A 15115-nucleotide genomic window follows, 5' to 3' on the forward strand; every position below is an offset into this window, starting at 1 on the left:
GACCGATGACCGCGAGTACCGTGACCCGTCGCATCCCACCGGTCTAACCCACCCGCACCCCCAAGAACTACTCACTCGTAGCGCAAGTTCCGCGCGCTCGGAGTCGTGTCCTGATGTTGCCGTGTCCGGTGATGGCTGCTCTAAGAGATCGGCAGCCGACGGCAGATCGCACCCACGCGTAGGTTCGTCCGGTATCGGAACGCTGAGCTCGTAATGCCTGGTCGATCAGCCATGAGTTGAGTGCCGGCTCACCACAGTCGAAGTCCTCGAACCGATGCGCGGGGGTGAGCAGCTGGACCCGCCAGGTGCTCATGTTTCGTCGATGTAGCGCCGAGGGCGAGCAGCCGCACGTCGCAAGGCGGGGACATCGTCCGGCTCGTCCAGGGTGGCGAGCAACTCGTCGAACTGGTCGGCGGGCATCCAGGTGACGTCGGAGCTCGCGAGGATGCGTCGTGCCTCCTCCTTGGCCGCGCGCAGTGTGAAGGAGGACACCGACTCGCCCAGTGCCTCGGCGGCCCGCACGATGAGCCGCTCCGTGGTGGCGTCGGTGCGCAGCTCGATGCGGCGCTCCTTCTTCGCGGTCATCAGCATCACTCCCACCTCCTCTCAAGGTAGGGGTCCGCCGGATGGCGGACAACGAGGGATCGACTTCTTACGGTTACTTGATGTGTGCGCTACGCGATTATAGCCATACAGATGCCTGCCGCGGTATGTATCAGTACCGACGCGGTGACGGCCGTGCCCGGTCGCGGTCCCGCGCCGGCCCCTCCGGTGCCGGCGGGCGACGGTCCGGCCCGCGCCCGAGCCCCCGCCGTACCGGCGGATTCTCGCCGGTGACCGGTGCGTGCCACCGGTCGAGGTCCCTCAGGCCGTAGGCTCGGAGCGGCATCACGGGCGGGGCCGCACCCCACCCCGCCCGCCGCACCGTACGATCCGAACGTCTCGAAGGTCTGCCATGTCCGAATACGTGTTGACGCTTTCCTGCCCCGACCGGCCGGGCATCGTGGCCGCCGTCTCCGGGGTGCTCGCCCAGCGTGAGTGCAACATCCTGGAGAGCCAGCAGTTCGGCGACCGGAGCACCGGACGCTTCTTCCTGCGCATCCAGTTCGAGGCGCCGGAGGGGCTGGACGACGCGCTGCGCGAGGCGTTCGGCGCGCTGGCCGGGGAGTTCGCCCTGGACTGGCACCTGTACGACCGGGCCGTCCGCTCCCGCGTGCTCATCCTCGTCTCCAAGTTCGGGCACTGTCTGAACGACCTGCTGTACCGCCAGCGCTCCGGGCTGCTCGACGTGGACATCGTCGCGGTCGCCTCGAACCACCCGGACATGCGGCCGCTGACCCAGTCGTACGGCATCGACTACCACCACCTGCCCGTCACCGCCGAGACCCGCGCGGCGCAGGAGGCGGAGATCCTCGCCCTGGTCGAGCACTACCAGGCGGACCTCATCGTGCTGGCCCGGTACATGCAGGTGCTGTCCGACGAGTTCTGCGAGAAGCTGCCGGGCCGTGTGATCAACATTCACCATTCGTTCCTGCCGAGCTTCAAGGGGGCCCGGCCGTACCACCAGGCGCACCAGCGCGGCGTGAAGCTCATCGGCGCGACCGCGCACTACGTGACCCCGCGGCTCGACGAGGGGCCGATCATCGAGCAGGAGGTCGCGCGCGTCGACCACACGCAGGGGCCGGAGGAGCTGATGGCGGTGGGGCGGGACATGGAGTGCCTGGCCCTGGCCCGCGCGGTGCGCTGGCACGCCGAGCACCGGATCCTGCTGAACGCCGAGCGGACCGTGATCTTCCGCTGAGCCGTACGGCGCGGCGTAGTGTGGGGTGCCATGCCTTCCGCGCACGTCACCCGTGACCTTCAGGACGATCTTCTGCGGCTCCGCCGCGACCTGCACCGGGAGCCCGAGGTGGGCCTGGAGCTGCCGCGTACCCAGGAGAAGGTGCTGGCCGCCCTGGACGGCCTTCCGCTCGACATCCGGCTCGGCCGGTCCGTGTCCTCGGTGACCGCCGTGCTCCGCGGCTCGTCGCCCGGCCCCGCCGTGCTCCTGCGCGCCGACATGGACGCGCTTCCGCTGACCGAGGGCACGGGCCTGGAGTACGCCAGCCGGTTCGAGGACCGGATGCACGCCTGCGGCCATGATCTGCACACCGCGATGCTGGTCGGGGCGGCGCGGATCCTCGCGGCGTCGGAGTTCGCGGGCAGCGTGATCTTCATGTTCCAGCCCGGTGAGGAGGGCTTCGCCGGAGCGCGCTACATGATCGAGGAGGGGGTGCTCGACGCGGCGGGGACCCGGCCCGTCGCCGCGTACGGGCTGCACGTCGCCTCGTCGATGCTGCCGGGTGGCTTCTTCATGACCCGGCGCGGCACGCTGATGGCCGCCGCCGAGGAGATCCACGTCACCGTGCGCGGAGCCGGCGGCCACGGCTCCCAGCCGTTCCGCGCCAAGGACCCGATCCCGGCGGCGTGTGAGATGGTGACGGCGCTGCAGACGTTCGCCACCCGGTCGTTCGACGCCTTCGACCCGGTGGTCATCACGGTCGGCAGCTTCCACGCGGGCACCGCCGCCAACGTCATCCCGGCCGAGGCGCGGTTCGCCCTGACGATCCGCTGCTTCTCCCGTGAGGCCCACGCCCGGGTCCTCGACGGCGTCGACCGGGTCGTGCGCGGCATCGCGGCCGCCCACGACCTCGGCGTCGAGGTGGACCGGCCCATGGGCTATCCGGCGACGATCAACACCGCCGCCGAGGCGGAGTTCGCCGCCTCCGTGGTCGGCGACCTGTACGGCGCGGAGCGGTTCGTGTGGGGGCCGGATCCCCTGACCGCGGGGGAGGACTTCTCCTACGTGCTGGAGGAGGTGCCCGGGGCGTTCGTGTTCCTCGGCGCCTGCCCGCCCGACCGCGACCCGGCGACCGCGCCGTTCAACCACGCGCCGGACGCGGTCTTCGACGACGGGGTGCTGGCGGACGGGGCCGCCCTGCTCGCCGAACTCGCCCTCCGCCGGCTGGCCTCCGCCTAGGACCCGTCTCAAAGGCCCGTCGCGCGGTCCTCCCGAGCGGATCGTTCGGTCCCCGGTGCCGCGCGGCGGCCCCTATCATGATCCAGCGGTGTGCTGACAGTTCGTCCAATGGGGAGCGGTGTCGTGCGGAGGCTGGCCCTGACCGCTGCGGTGACCGCGGCGCTGCTCGCCGGTTGCGGCAACGCCGCGCGGACGGCGAACAACCCCCAGACCGCCACCCCGTCGCCGACGCCGCGGGTCCGGCAGGTCACGGTCGGCCAGACCGTCACGCTCAGCGGCGCGGACGACTCCGGAGGCGCGGGAAGACTCCGCCTCGCCGTCAAGGTCAAGCAGGTGCTTCCCACCGCGACCGGCCATGGCGCGTTCCAGAAGCCGCGCAAGGGTGAGCGCTTCGTCGCCGTGCGTTTCGTGCTGAAGAACGTCGGCGACACCGCGTACGACGACAGCCCCACCTACGGCGCGAACGTCGTGGACACGGCGGGGCGGACGTACGACCCGACGGTGGCCGCGGTGACGGCGGGCCCCGGCTTCCCCAAGGTCGTCAGGCTCCGCCAGGGGCAGGCCGCGTCGGGCTTCATGGTCTTCGCCGTGCCGAAGAAGGCGAAGGTCGTCGCCGTGGCCTACGCCCTGAACGCCGGTTTCGCCACCGATCGCGCCGAGTGGCGCGTGCCCTGACGCCCGGGCCGGCGGGCGGGCTCGCTCAGCACTCGATGACGTTGACGGCGAGGCCGCCGCGCGAGGTCTCCTTGTATTTGTCCAACATGTCGCGGCCGGTGTCGCGCATCGTCTTGAGCGCCCGGTCGAGGGGGACGAAGTGGCGGCCGTCGCCGCGCAGCGCGATCCGGGCGGCACTGATCGCCTTGATCGAGGCGACGGCGTTCCGCTCGATGCAGGGGACCTGCACCAGGCCGCCGACCGGGTCGCAGGTGAGGCCGAGGTTGTGCTCGATGCCGATCTCCGCGGCATTCTCCACCTGCTCGGGCGTGCCGCCGAGGACCTCGGTGAGTCCGGCAGCCGCCATCGCGCAGGCCGAGCCGACCTCGCCCTGGCAGCCGACCTCCGCGCCGGAGATCGAGGCGTTCTCCTTGATGATCACGCCCATCGCCCCGGCGGTCAGCAGGAACCGTACGATCCCGTCGTCGGAGGCGCCGGGCACGAACCGGTCGTAGTAGTGCAGGACGGCGGGGACGATGCCGGCGGCGCCGTTGGTCGGCGCGGTGACGATCCGGCCGCCCGCGGCGTTCTCCTCGTTCACGGCGAGGGCGAACAGCGTGACCCAGTCCATCGCGTGCAACGGGTCGGTGACGGCCTCGGTCACGAGCTTGCGGTGCAGGTGCGGGGCGCGGCGGCGCACCTTGAGCCCGCCGGGCAGCAGGCCCTCGCGGGAGCAGCCGCGGTCCACGCTCTCCCGCATGACCGCCCAGAGCCGGAGCAGGAGCTCGCGGATTTCCTCGGGGCCGCGGCCGAAGGCCTGTTCGTTCTCCAGCATCAGCGCGGAGATCGACAGGCCGGTCTCCCGCGTCCGGTCGAGAAGCTCGGCGCCGGTCGCGAAGGGGTGGGGCACGACCGTGTCGTCGGGCTTGATCCGGTCGGCGCCGGTGGCGTCCTCGTCGACGACGAAGCCGCCGCCGACCGAGTAGTAGACCTTCTCCCGCAGCTCGGCTCCCTCGGCGTCGCGGGCGGTGAACCGCATGCCGTTGGGGTGGCGCGGGAGCGACTCCTTGCGCTCGAACACGAGGTGCTCGCCGACGACGAACGGCACCTCCTGCTCGCCGAACACGCGCAGGACGCCGTGCTCGCGTACCCGGGCGACCCGCTCGTCGGCCGTCTCGACGTCCACGAGCTCGGGCTTGTCGCCCTCGAGGCCGAGGATGACCGCCTTGTCGCTGCCGTGCCCCTTGCCGGTCAGGCCGAGCGATCCGTACAGGATCACGTGCACGGAGGCGGTCTTCTCCAGGAGGCCGTCGTGCCGCAGACCGCGGGCGAACCGGTGGGCCGCCGCCATCGGCCCGCCCGTGTGCGAGCTGGACGGGCCGATGCCGATCTTGAACAGGTCGAAGACGCTGATCGCCATGGTGGGTCAGTCGGCCTGGCGGGCGGTGATGGCCTGCTGGTAGAGGCGTCCGGCGCGGTAGCTGGAGCGGACCAGGGGCCCGGACATGACTCCGGCGAAGCCGATGGCCTCGGCTTCGGCCTGTAGTTCGACGAATTCTTCGGGTTTGACCCAGCGTTCGACGGGGTGGTGGCGGGGGGAGGGGCGTAGGTACTGGGTGATGGTGAGCAGTTCGCATCCGGCCTGGTGCAGGTCCTGCATGGCTTCGGTGATCTCGTCGCGGGTTTCGCCCATGCCGAGGATGAGGTTGGACTTGGTGACGAGTCCGGCTTGGCGGGCGGCGGTGAGGACGGCGAGGGAGCGTTCGTAGCGGAAGCCGGGGCGGATGCGTTTGAAGATGCGGGGGACGGTTTCGAGGTTGTGGGCCAGGACTTCGGGGTGTGCGGAGAAGACCTCGGCGAGCAGGTGGGGGACGTTGTTGAAGTCGGGGATGAGCAGTTCGACGCCGCAGCCGGGGATGGCGGTGTGGATCTGGCGGACGGTTTCGGCGTACAGCCAGGCGCCGCCGTCGGGCAGGTCGTCGCGGGCGACGCCGGTGACGGTGGCGTAGCGCAGGCCCATGGTGGCCACGGAGTCGGCGACGCGGCGGGGTTCGTCGGGGTCGTAGGCGGCGGGTTTGCCGGTGTCGATCTGGCAGAAGTCGCAGCGGCGGGTGCATTGGTCGCCGCCGATGAGGAAGGTGGCTTCGCGGTCTTCCCAGCATTCGTAGATGTTGGGGCAGCCGGCTTCCTGGCAGACGGTGTGCAGGCCTTCGGTGCGGACCAGGTCGGTGAGTTCGCGGTATTGCGGGCCCATCGACAGCCGGGTCTTGATCCAGGGCGGTTTGCGCTCGATCGGTGTCGCGGCGTTCCTGGCCTCGACACGCAGCAGCTTCCGGCCCTCAGGAGCGATCGTCATCGTCTCTCATCCGTCACAGGCTGGGGTAGAGCGGGTGCTTGTCCGCCAGGTCGCGGACCCGGGCGGACAGCGCCGCGGAGTCGAACGACGGCTGCAGCGCCAGCGCGATGATGTCGGCGACCTCGGCGAAGTCGTCGGCCCCGAATCCGCGCGTGGCGAGGGCGGGCGTGCCGATCCGCAGGCCGGACGTCACCATCGGCGGCCGCGGGTCGTTCGGCACGGCGTTGCGGTTGACCGTGATGCCGATGTCGTGCAGGCGGTCCTCGGCGTCCCGTCCGGTGATCTCCGAGTCGACCAGGTCGACGAGGACGAGGTGGACGTCGGTGCCGCCGGTCAGCACCTTGACCCCGGCCTTGGCGGCGTCCTCGCGCAGCAGCCGGTCCGCGAGGATCCTGGCGCCCTCGATCGTCCGGGCCTGCCGCTCGGCGAACTCCTCCGATGCGGCGATCTTCAGGGCCACCGCCTTGGCGGCGATGACGTGCTCCAGCGGCCCGCCCTGCGTGCCGGGGAACACCGCCGAGTTGATCTTCTTGGCGTACTCCTCGCGGCAGAGGATGAGACCACCGCGCGGACCGCACAGCGTCTTGTGCGTCGTGGACGTCACGACGTCGGCGTACGGCACCGGCGAGGGGTGCAGGCCCGCGGCGACCAGGCCCGCGAAGTGGGCCATGTCCACCATCAGCAGCGCGCCGGTCTCGTCGGCGACCTGGCGGAACGCCGCGAAGTCGAGCTGCCGCGGGTACGCGGACCAGCCGGCGATGATCATCTTCGGCCGGTACTCGTGCGCCAGCCGGGCGACCTCGTCCATGTCCACGAGACCGTCGGGGCCCACGTGGTAGGCCGCCACGTTGAACATCTTGCCGGAGTAGTTGATCCGCATGCCGTGGGTGAGGTGCCCGCCGTGCGCGAGATCCAGGCCGAGGATCGTGTCCCCCGGCTCCAGCAGCGCGAAGTACACCGCGATGTTCGCCTGGGCGCCCGAGTGCGGCTGCACGTTGGCGTGCTCGGCGCCGAAGAGCGCCTTGGCCCGGTCGATCGCCAGCTGCTCGGTGACGTCGACGTACTCACATCCGCCGTAGTAGCGCCGTCCCGGGTAGCCCTCGGCGTACTTGTTCGTCATCACCGAGCCCTGCGCCTGCAGGACGCCGACGGGCGCGAAGTTCTCCGAGGCGATCATCTCCAGAGTCGACTGCTGCCGTCGCAGCTCGTCCGCTATCGCGGCCGCGACGTCCGGGTCGATCTCGGACAAGGGCAGGTTGGAGAGGTTCATCACGCCTCCTCGATCAGTTTCGAGTAGGCCTGCGCGTCGAGCAGGTCGGCCGGGTCATCATCCGTACGTACCCGGAACAGCCACCCCTCCCCGTACGGGTCGGAGTTGATCGCGGCCGGGTCCTCCTCCACGGCGGTGTTCACCGCGACGACCTCACCGGTGACGGGCGAGAAGACGTCGCTCACCGACTTGGTCGACTCGGCCTCGCCACACGGCTCGCCGGCCTCAACGGACGCGCCCTCCTGGGGCAGCGACACGTACACGATGTCACCCAGCGCGTCGGCCGCGTGGGCCGTGATGCCGACGGTCACGACGCCGTCCGACGGCTCGGTGACCCACTCGTGCTCCTGGGTGTAGTACAGCGTCTCGGGAACGGTGCTCACGAAGTCCTCCTGTAGAACGGCAGCGCGACCTTGTCGACCGGCTCGTGTTTACCGCGGATGTCCACCGCGAGGTCGGTGTCGTCGGCGTGACCCGCGTCGATGTAGGCCATGGCGATGGGCCTGCCCAGCGTCGGGGACGGCGCGCCACTGGTCACGACCCCGCAGGGCGTGCCGTCCGGCGTCACCACGTCGTACCCGTGGCGTGGGACGCGACGCCCCCGCCCGACGAGGCCCACGAGCGTGCGGCCCGGCGGCGTGTCGGCGAGGGCGGCCAGCGCGGCGCGGCCGACGAAGTCACCGGGCTTGTCGAGCTTGACGGTACGGCCGAGGCCGGCGTCGTACGGCGTCGTCTCGGCGGTCAGCTCATTGCCGTACAGCGGCATGCCCGCCTCCAGCCGCAGCGTGTCCCGCGCGGACAGCCCGGCGGGCCGCAGGTCGTCGCCGCCGGCCTCCGCGACGGCGTTCCAGACGGCGACGGCGTCACCGGCCCCGACGAACAGCTCGAAGCCGTCCTCGCCGGTGTAACCGGTGCGGGCGATCAGCGCGTCGATTCCGGCGACCTTGCCCGGCAGGATCGCGTAGTACTTCAGGTCGGCGAGCGCGGCGTCGGTGAGCTTCGCCAGGATGGCCTGGGCCTTGGGACCCTGCACGGCGATCAGCGCGTACGCGGCGGACCGGTCGTCGACGGTGGCCTTCTCGAACCCCTCCGAGCGTTCGGTCAGCTCGGCGCGCACCGTCGCGGCGTTGGCGGCGTTCGCGACGACCATGTAGGTCTCCGGGGCGAGCCGGTACACGATCAGGTCGTCCAGCACCCCCCCGGCCGAGTTCACGATCATCGTGTAGCGCGCCCTGCCGACACCGAGCATGGACAGGTGCCCGATCAGCGCGTGGTCGAGGGCCGCTCCGGCCTGCGGGCCGGTCACGAAGATCTCTCCCATGTGGGACAGGTCGAACAGGCCCGCGCTGGTGCGGACGGCCTGGTGCTCGGCGCTCTCGCTGCCGTAACGCAGCGGCATGAGGTACCCGGCGAACTCGGTGATCATGGCGCCGAGCTCGGCGTGGACCTCGTGGAGTGGCGTTCTCTTGGCGTCCGGCGTGGACATCGGGGCAGGCTCCTATCACGCGGGCGGCCGGGAATCCCATCCTCCCATTGGCACGCGGAATCCGGTGGCGGTGCCCTCCCCCTCTGTCATCGGTGCCTGAGAGCTTCACCCCCAGGTCGGGGGCTTGCACCTTCGGCGGGAGCGTCGCTCCGCTTTCCAGAGGTCGCCTGGTCCGCACGGTTCGTGTGGCCTGAGAGGTTCCGGGGAGGGGTTGCTCCTTCGGCGTACCTCGCTGGCGGCGAGGTCGCTCTCCCGCGCGGGATCATCGGCACGGCCAGGCTAGCAGCACACGGGGCCGCCGATCGACGGCGCGGGAGTGCCGGAGCGGCCCTCACGGGCGGGTTTTCGGCATACGCTTGACCGGTCGAGATCTCGGAGGCCTTCGGTGAGCGTGTGCGCGACACGGCGAACGGAGCGGCCTGACCGCGGCGCCCGGTGGGCGCCCGCGGTGCGACGGGTGAGGAGCGTGTGCGGGCAATGAGCGTGCTTTTCGTGGTGGGCATCGTCGTCTTCTTCCTCGGGCTGCTCGCCTCGATCGCCCTGCACGAACTGGGCCACATGTCCTTCGCCAAGCTCTTCGGCGTCCGCGTGCCGCAGTTCATGGTCGGCTTCGGGCCCACCCTGTGGTCGCGGCGCAAGGGCGAGACCGAGTACGGCGTCAAGTGGATCCCCCTCGGCGGCTACATCCGGATGATCGGGATGCTGCCGCCGCGCCGGGGCGACGCGCCCGGAACGGTCCGCCAGTCGTCCACCGGCCCGTTCCAGGGGCTGATCGAGTCGGCGCGCGGCGCCGCCCTGGAAGAGGTCGGACCGGGCGACGAGGACCGCGTCTTCTACCGCAAGAAGTGGTGGCAGAAGGTCATCATCATGTTCGCCGGGCCGTTCATGAACATCCTGCTGGCGTTCGTGTTCATCAGCGTGGTCGTCATGGGGATCGGCGTCTCGACCCTGCAGCCGGTGATCGCCTCGGTGACCAAGTGCACCATCCCGGCCGCGCAGGCGGGCCGTGACTGCCGGCCCGGCGACCCGGCGACCCCCGCCGTACGGGCGGGGCTGCGCCCCGGCGACCGGATCGTCTCCTACGAGGGCCACCGGATCCACGCGTACACGGAGTTGCAGAAGCTCATCCGGGGGTCCGGCGGGCGCACGGTCCCGGTCGTCGTCCGCCGCGGCGGCCAGGACGTCCCGCTGAGCGTTCCGGTCGTCACCAACCAGATGCCGTCGCTCACCGACCCGGACAAGACCGAGAACGTCGGGTTCCTCGGAATCAGCCCGATGAGCGCGCGGGAGCGTCAGGGACCGGGCGTGGTCGTCAGCACCATGGGCGACCTCACCACGCACACCTTCTCCTCGCTGATCGACATGCCGAAGAAGATGGTCGGCGTCTGGAACGCCGCCTTCAGCGACAAGAAGCGCGACCCGAACGGCCCGATCGGCGTCGTCGGCGCCAGCCGGATCGGCGGGGAGATCGCCGCCTCGAAGGAGCCGGGACTCGACAAGCTCGCGTTCTTCCTGATGATGCTCGGCACGGTCAACTTCGCGGTCGGCATGTTCAACCTCGTACCGCTGCTGCCGCTGGACGGCGGTCACATCGCCGGCGCGCTGTGGGAGGCGGTGAAGAAGGGCATCGCCCGGATGACCCGCAGGCCCGACCCCGGCCACGTCGACGTCGCCAAGGCGCTGCCGCTCACGTACGCGATGGCCGCGGTGATCATCACGATGGGCGCTCTGCTGATCTACGCGGATCTGGTCAATCCGGTACGCCTGAACGGCTGACGATCTCTGCCGGCCCGCGAGCCGGCAGTGACCCCCGACGCCCAGCGTTATCACAGACCGGAATGGGTCATGATGAGGACGTATGACGTCGGGGGCCAAGGTGGAGGGACTGTTCACCGAGCGTGTCGTCCAGAGCGGACGGCTGCCATTGTTCTGCTTCTTCGTGGCGTTCATCGTCACGTTCGTCGTCGTGCGCATCAACGTGCGGCTGATCCGCGCCAAGGTGCGCTGGTGGTTCAAGAACGTCGAGGTCGGTGAGCTGCACATCCACCACGTGGTGTTCGGCGTCGTGCTGATGCTGATCGGCGGGGTGGCGGGGTTCTGCATTCCGGACGCCTACACGGAGTGGTACGCCCTCGCGGCCTCGGTGTTCGGAGTGGGGGCCGCGCTCGTCCTCGACGAGTTCGCGCTCATCCTGCACCTGCGCGACGTCTACTGGATGGAGGAGGGGCGCGCCTCCGTCGACGCGGTGTTCATCGCGGTCGCGATCACCGGCCTGATCCTGGTCGGCGTACGCCCGCTCTGGCTCAGCGACGTCCACGACCTGCGCGCGGACGCGACCGTCTCCCTCGGGGTCTTCCTCGTCGTCCTCGCCAACATCCTCGTCAACCTGGCCCTGGCCATCGTCACCCTCTTCAAGGGCAAGATCTGGACCGGGCTGCTCGGGCTGTTCCTACCGGTCGTGCTCGTCTTCAGCGCGTTCCGGCTGGCCCGGCCGGGCTCGCCGTGGGCCCGCTGGAGATACCGGCCGGGCACGCGGAAGTTCCGGCGGGCGCTCCGCCGCGAGCAGCGCATCCGCCGCCCGCTGATCCGGGCGAAGATCTGGGTGCAGGAGTTCATCGCGGGCCGCCACGACCTGATCGCCCACGAGCGGACCGTCGGCCCCCGGCGCCGCCTCGACCGCCGCAGGCGCCCCTAGGACCTCAGGGGAGGGCGGCGACGGCGCGCAGTGGTTGGGTTGAATGACCGTTGTGGTGCGTTGTGGTGAGCTGTTACGAGCGGTACAAACGCTGGGACGAGGACGGCACCTGGGCCCGACTGCTGGAGGCCGTCCAGGTCAAAGACGACGCCGTCGGCGACCTGGAGTGGACCTTCAGCATCGATTCCTCCATCGCCCGCGCTCACCAGCACGCCGCTGGAGCGCGGAAAAAGGGGGACCCTGACCGGGACGATCAGGCAGACTGATCACCAAACCGGGCAGGCCGCCCAAGCGCTGGGCCGCTCGCGCGGCGGTCTGACCACCAAGATGCACCTGGTGGTCGAAGGACGCGGCCTGCCGATGACGGCGTTCATCACCGCCGGCAACGTCAACGACTCGGTCGTCTTCGAACAGGTCATGGCCTAGGTGCGCGTGCCCCGCCACTGCGTTGGGCACCCGCGCACGACTCCGGATGTGCTGCTGGCCGATAAGGGATACTCGGCCCGGCGCATCCGCTGTTCCGCGCGATCGCCACCCGCTTCGACAAGCTCGCCAGCCGCTACCGCTCTGGCGTGTTCCTGGCCAGCCTGATCCTCTGGTCCGCGAATTGCCAGACACGCCCTAGGTGTATGCCCAGGGCTGACCGCGATCTTGGCGCGGCTGGGCCGGTCGGTGACCACCACGGTTATCTGGGGTAGTCGAGTAAACCTGCAGGTCAGCGGCTTGGTGGCCTATCAGCCATGTAAGGCACGTAGGTAAAGGTGATCCGCAGATCTTGCCCGGGGCTTGCTCTCGATCCCGACCCCTTTGCCGATGATTCCCCAGAGTTCGAGTGAACTGAAGGGTTCTCACGATGAACCCATGGGTCTTCAGGCTCTATGGGCGATTCTGTCCCTTGGGTTCGGTTGAACCGGAGGGTCGGCGTGCCCAGAAGAGTGCGTGGCCGCTGTCGCCTTCGGCGATGAAGTCCTGGTCGGTGATCTGCAGGCCGGCCTGTTGGAGCCATGAGCGGTAGGTGGCCGCGTCGGTCTGGCTCCACCACATGGTGGCGGGGCCGCCGAGCCAGTTGTCCTCGGCGCCGGTCCAGGCGTCTTGGCCGACGGTCGCCAGGAGCCATCCGCCGGGTCGTAGCCATTGGGCGATGCGCCGGAGAAGGTGCGGCTGTTGGTCGAGCGGCATGTGGATGAGGGCGTAGAGACAGACCACCGCGTCGAAGGAGCCGTTCGGGAAACGTAGCTGTGTGGCGTCCGCTCGGATGAAGGTGGCGTCCGGGACGAGGCGACGGGCGCGCTCGATCTGGACGTCGCTGATGTCCACGCCGGTCACCCGGTGCCCGGCCATGCTGAGGAATCGGGCGACCGGGATGCCGCATCCGCATCCGATGTCGAGGACGTCTGCGTGTTCGGGCAGACGAGTTCGCAGGTCGGTCAGCCAGGCGTCGTACTGTTCCGTTGGATCGTCGTCGCCGCGGTAGTGGTGGGACAAGGCGTTGTAGCCAGCTCGGACCAGATCGCTTCCACTGCCGGTGTCCATGGCGGCAGGCTAGGCGCCGGCAGGGCCGTCGGCCGAGTGGTTTTCTGACGGTGTGGTCTGAGCAGCATGCTGTTCCGCGGTGGTGGCCAGGAGGGCTTTGGCGTTCTCGGCGTAGCGGATGGCGGTTTTGGTGTCGAGGCTGAAGACCGAGGCGAGGTGGAGCGGGTCGCCGCCGCAGGCGAGGGCTTCTTCGAGGATCCGGTCCATGCGCAGCCGTTCCAGGGTGGCGGCCTGCCCGCACCAAACCGCTCGCGTCGGCGAAGAAGCAGGTCAACAAGCTGATCGCGTCCGTCCGCGCGGTATGCGAACACGCCTTCGCCCACCTGAAGAACTGGAGGATCCTCACCAAGCTGCGCCTGCACATCCGGCACGCCACCACGCTCCTGCGGGCCCTGCTCGTCCTGACGAACCTCGAGGTCACCCGGTGTGCCCTGGACAGCGAAGTTAGCCGAGAGCGGTTCTGCGACCTGCGGCGACTGACTTCATTGTCCAAGCGGAGGGCTTGATGGCTGGCGATGTCGCTGATGTGGGTGCAGTTCTTCGCTTCGGGTGGCGCGACACGCTCCCATGGGCACCTACCGTCAGACGGGTGGCCAGTTCCGCAGCGCCGCGTCGGCCACCTGCTGGAGTTCGGAGCGGGTGGCGCCGCCGGCAGCCTGGACGGCGATGCCGTTCGCCACGGTCATGACGTATCGGGCGAGCAGTTCCGGGTCCGCACCGGGGGGCAGATCACCCTCGTCGACGGCCTGCTGGAACCGGTGGCGGAGGCGAGCACGGCCGTCGTCGCGCCAGGCGATCAGGGCGCCCTGGGCCGCCCGTCCGGAGTCGCCGGCGGCCAGCGAGCCCTGCACGCCCAGGCACCCGGCGGGGCAGCCGGGGCGGGTGGTCGCGCTGACCGAGCCGGCGAGGAACGCCGTGGCCACCTCCCGGGCGCTCGGCTTCTCCAGTGCGCGGGCCGCATAGGCGGCGGGACCTTCGGTGTAGCGCTCCAGGGCCTTGCGGAACAGCTCCTCTTTGTTGCCGAAGGCCGCGTACATGCTCTTGCGGGTGATGCCCATGGCGCGGGTCAGGTCGGTCAGGCTGGCGCCTTCATAGCCCTGCTCCCAAAAGACCATCATCGCCCGCTCCAGGGCCTCGTCGGCGTCGAAGCCTCTCGGCCGGCCGATCGGCGCTTTCCGGGTGATCTCCACGGCCCCATCCTACGGCCTTGATACCGATCGGTGCAGAAGTGCTAGGGTTCCATTCCGCACCGATCGGTATCTAAGTCTCGGGAGTTCAAGCAATGGGACAGCTGGAAGGCAAGACCGCCGTCGTCACCGGCGGGAGCACAGGAATCGGCCTGGCCACCGCCGCGCGGCTGGCGTCCGAGGGCGCCCACGTGTTCATCACCGGCCGGCGCAAGGAGGCGCTTGACAGGGCAGTTGAGTCGATCGGTTCTGCGGTCACCGCGGTGCCGGGCGACATATCGGAGCCGACCGACCTGGACCGGCTGTACGACGCGATCCGTGACCGCGGCCGGGGCCTGGACGTGCTCTTCGCCAACGCGGGCATGGCCACGCTCGCACCGTTGGCGCAGGCCACCGGGGAACAGTTCGACCAGATCTTCGGCATCAACGTCCGGGGCACACTGCTCACCGTGCAGAAGGCGCTGCCGCTGCTCAACGACGGCGCCTCGGTGATCTTTAACGACTCCATTCGCGCCGACGACGGCCGGGAGGCCTTCGGCCTGTACGCGGCGTCGAAGGCCGCGATCCGGTCCCTCGCGCGGACCTGGGCCAACGAGTTGAAGGGCAGGGGCATCCGGGTCAACACGGTCGCGCCGGGAGCGATCGACACCCCCGGAGTCGACATTGCCATCGGCGAGGAGAACGCGGCCGCCGTCAAGGCGGAACTCGCGGCGGGAGTGCCGATCGGCCGCAGGGGGCGCCCGGAAGAGGTCGCCGCCGCGGTGGCCTTCCTCGCCTCCGCGGACAGCAGCTTCATGCTCGGCACCACCCTGCACGTCAACGGCGGCGAGAACCAGTTCTGACCCCGCCACGCGGAGTCCCGAACCGTCGCGGGCGAGTCGTCGCCCGCGACATTCCGCCTGGCCAACACGAGCA

Annotated in this window: 16 protein-coding genes, 1 pseudogene and 2 riboswitches; of the genes and pseudogenes, 8 read left to right on the forward strand and 9 right to left on the reverse strand. The window is 69.9% G+C overall.

Annotated features, from left to right (window positions below; genetic code table 11):
* Positions 1-309 precede the first annotated feature (309 nt).
* Complete coding sequence (locus NE234_RS11880; RefSeq protein WP_252779303.1) at positions 310-591, reverse strand: type II toxin-antitoxin system TacA family antitoxin; 282 nt, start codon at positions 589-591, stop codon at positions 310-312.
* A 364-nt stretch (positions 592-955) separates the two neighbouring features.
* On the opposite strand from NE234_RS11880, the gene purU reads away from it, so the two are divergent.
* The 3 genes from purU (at position 956) to NE234_RS11895 (ending at position 3694) form a co-directional block, all read left to right on the forward strand.
* On the forward strand, positions 956-1801 hold the full coding sequence (gene purU, locus NE234_RS11885; RefSeq protein ID WP_252778998.1) for a formyltetrahydrofolate deformylase: 846 nt from the start codon (positions 956-958) through the stop codon (positions 1799-1801).
* A gap of 30 nt (positions 1802-1831) precedes the next feature.
* On the forward strand, positions 1832-3019 hold the full coding sequence (locus NE234_RS11890; protein ID WP_252778999.1) for a M20 metallopeptidase family protein: 1188 nt from the start codon (positions 1832-1834) through the stop codon (positions 3017-3019).
* Between the two features lie 108 nt (positions 3020-3127).
* A complete protein-coding gene (locus tag NE234_RS11895; RefSeq protein ID WP_252779000.1) occupies positions 3128-3694 on the forward strand; it encodes a DUF4352 domain-containing protein in 567 nt (188 codons plus the stop codon).
* Positions 3695-3719: 25 nt separating this feature from the next.
* Here the strand turns inward: NE234_RS11895 and NE234_RS11900 are convergent, their stop codons facing one another.
* Genes NE234_RS11900 through gcvT form a run of 5 tightly spaced genes read right to left on the reverse strand, consistent with a single transcriptional unit; the run spans position 3720 to position 8785 of the window.
* Complete coding sequence (locus NE234_RS11900) at positions 3720-5093, reverse strand: L-serine ammonia-lyase (RefSeq protein ID WP_252779001.1); 1374 nt, start codon at positions 5091-5093, stop codon at positions 3720-3722.
* Between the two features lie 6 nt (positions 5094-5099).
* Entirely contained in the window at positions 5100-6029 is a 930-nt protein-coding gene (gene lipA, locus NE234_RS11905; protein WP_252779002.1) for a lipoyl synthase, read from the reverse strand.
* A gap of 13 nt (positions 6030-6042) precedes the next feature.
* Positions 6043-7299, reverse strand: coding sequence for a serine hydroxymethyltransferase (locus NE234_RS11910; protein ID WP_252779003.1), 1257 nt, complete (start codon positions 7297-7299; stop codon positions 6043-6045).
* Complete coding sequence (gene gcvH / locus NE234_RS11915) at positions 7299-7682, reverse strand: glycine cleavage system protein GcvH (RefSeq protein WP_252779004.1); 384 nt, start codon at positions 7680-7682, stop codon at positions 7299-7301. The genes NE234_RS11910 and gcvH overlap by 1 nt, the downstream gene beginning before the upstream one ends.
* Positions 7679-8785 (reverse strand): glycine cleavage system aminomethyltransferase GcvT, encoded by a 1107-nt coding sequence (gcvT, locus tag NE234_RS11920; protein WP_252779005.1) that lies wholly within the window; start codon positions 8783-8785, stop codon positions 7679-7681. Before gcvT ends, gcvH begins: the two co-directional genes overlap by 4 nt.
* Positions 8786-8858: 73 nt before the next feature.
* Positions 8859-8951, reverse strand: a riboswitch (glycine riboswitch).
* Position 8952: 1 nt separating this feature from the next.
* A riboswitch (glycine riboswitch) is annotated at positions 8953-9050 on the reverse strand.
* Positions 9051-9262: 212 nt separating this feature from the next.
* Between gcvT and NE234_RS11925 the strand changes: the two genes are divergently transcribed.
* From NE234_RS11925 to NE234_RS11935, 3 genes are all read left to right on the forward strand, one after another.
* Complete coding sequence (locus NE234_RS11925; protein ID WP_252779006.1) at positions 9263-10561, forward strand: M50 family metallopeptidase; 1299 nt, start codon at positions 9263-9265, stop codon at positions 10559-10561.
* A gap of 82 nt (positions 10562-10643) precedes the next feature.
* A complete protein-coding gene (locus tag NE234_RS11930; RefSeq protein ID WP_252779007.1) occupies positions 10644-11480 on the forward strand; it encodes a hypothetical protein in 837 nt (278 codons plus the stop codon).
* 65 nt (positions 11481-11545) lie between these two features.
* Complete coding sequence (locus NE234_RS11935) at positions 11546-11746, forward strand: hypothetical protein (RefSeq protein WP_252779309.1); 201 nt, start codon at positions 11546-11548, stop codon at positions 11744-11746.
* 610 nt (positions 11747-12356) lie between these two features.
* Here the strand turns inward: NE234_RS11935 and NE234_RS11940 are convergent.
* Together NE234_RS11940 and NE234_RS11945 are read right to left on the reverse strand one after the other, a co-directional pair.
* A complete protein-coding gene (locus NE234_RS11940; RefSeq protein WP_252779008.1) occupies positions 12357-13013 on the reverse strand; it encodes a class I SAM-dependent methyltransferase in 657 nt (218 codons plus the stop codon).
* 9 nt (positions 13014-13022) lie between these two features.
* A complete protein-coding gene (locus NE234_RS11945) occupies positions 13023-13220 on the reverse strand; it encodes a hypothetical protein (RefSeq protein WP_252779009.1) in 198 nt (65 codons plus the stop codon).
* Between the two features lie 41 nt (positions 13221-13261).
* Here NE234_RS11945 and NE234_RS45885 point away from each other — a divergent pair.
* Positions 13262-13519: pseudogene (locus NE234_RS45885) on the forward strand (transposase family protein); the annotation flags it as partial.
* A gap of 75 nt (positions 13520-13594) precedes the next feature.
* On the opposite strand, the gene NE234_RS11950 reads toward NE234_RS45885, so the two are convergent.
* Complete coding sequence (locus NE234_RS11950) at positions 13595-14203, reverse strand: TetR/AcrR family transcriptional regulator (protein ID WP_252779010.1); 609 nt, start codon at positions 14201-14203, stop codon at positions 13595-13597.
* Positions 14204-14295: 92 nt separating this feature from the next.
* Between NE234_RS11950 and NE234_RS11955 the strand changes: the two genes are divergently transcribed.
* A complete protein-coding gene (locus NE234_RS11955; protein ID WP_252779011.1) occupies positions 14296-15042 on the forward strand; it encodes an SDR family NAD(P)-dependent oxidoreductase in 747 nt (248 codons plus the stop codon).
* The last annotated feature ends 73 nt before the right edge of the window (positions 15043-15115 follow it).

Source organism: Actinoallomurus rhizosphaericola (assembly GCF_024055675.1).
Taxonomy (GTDB): domain Bacteria; phylum Actinomycetota; class Actinomycetes; order Streptosporangiales; family Streptosporangiaceae; genus Actinoallomurus; species Actinoallomurus soli.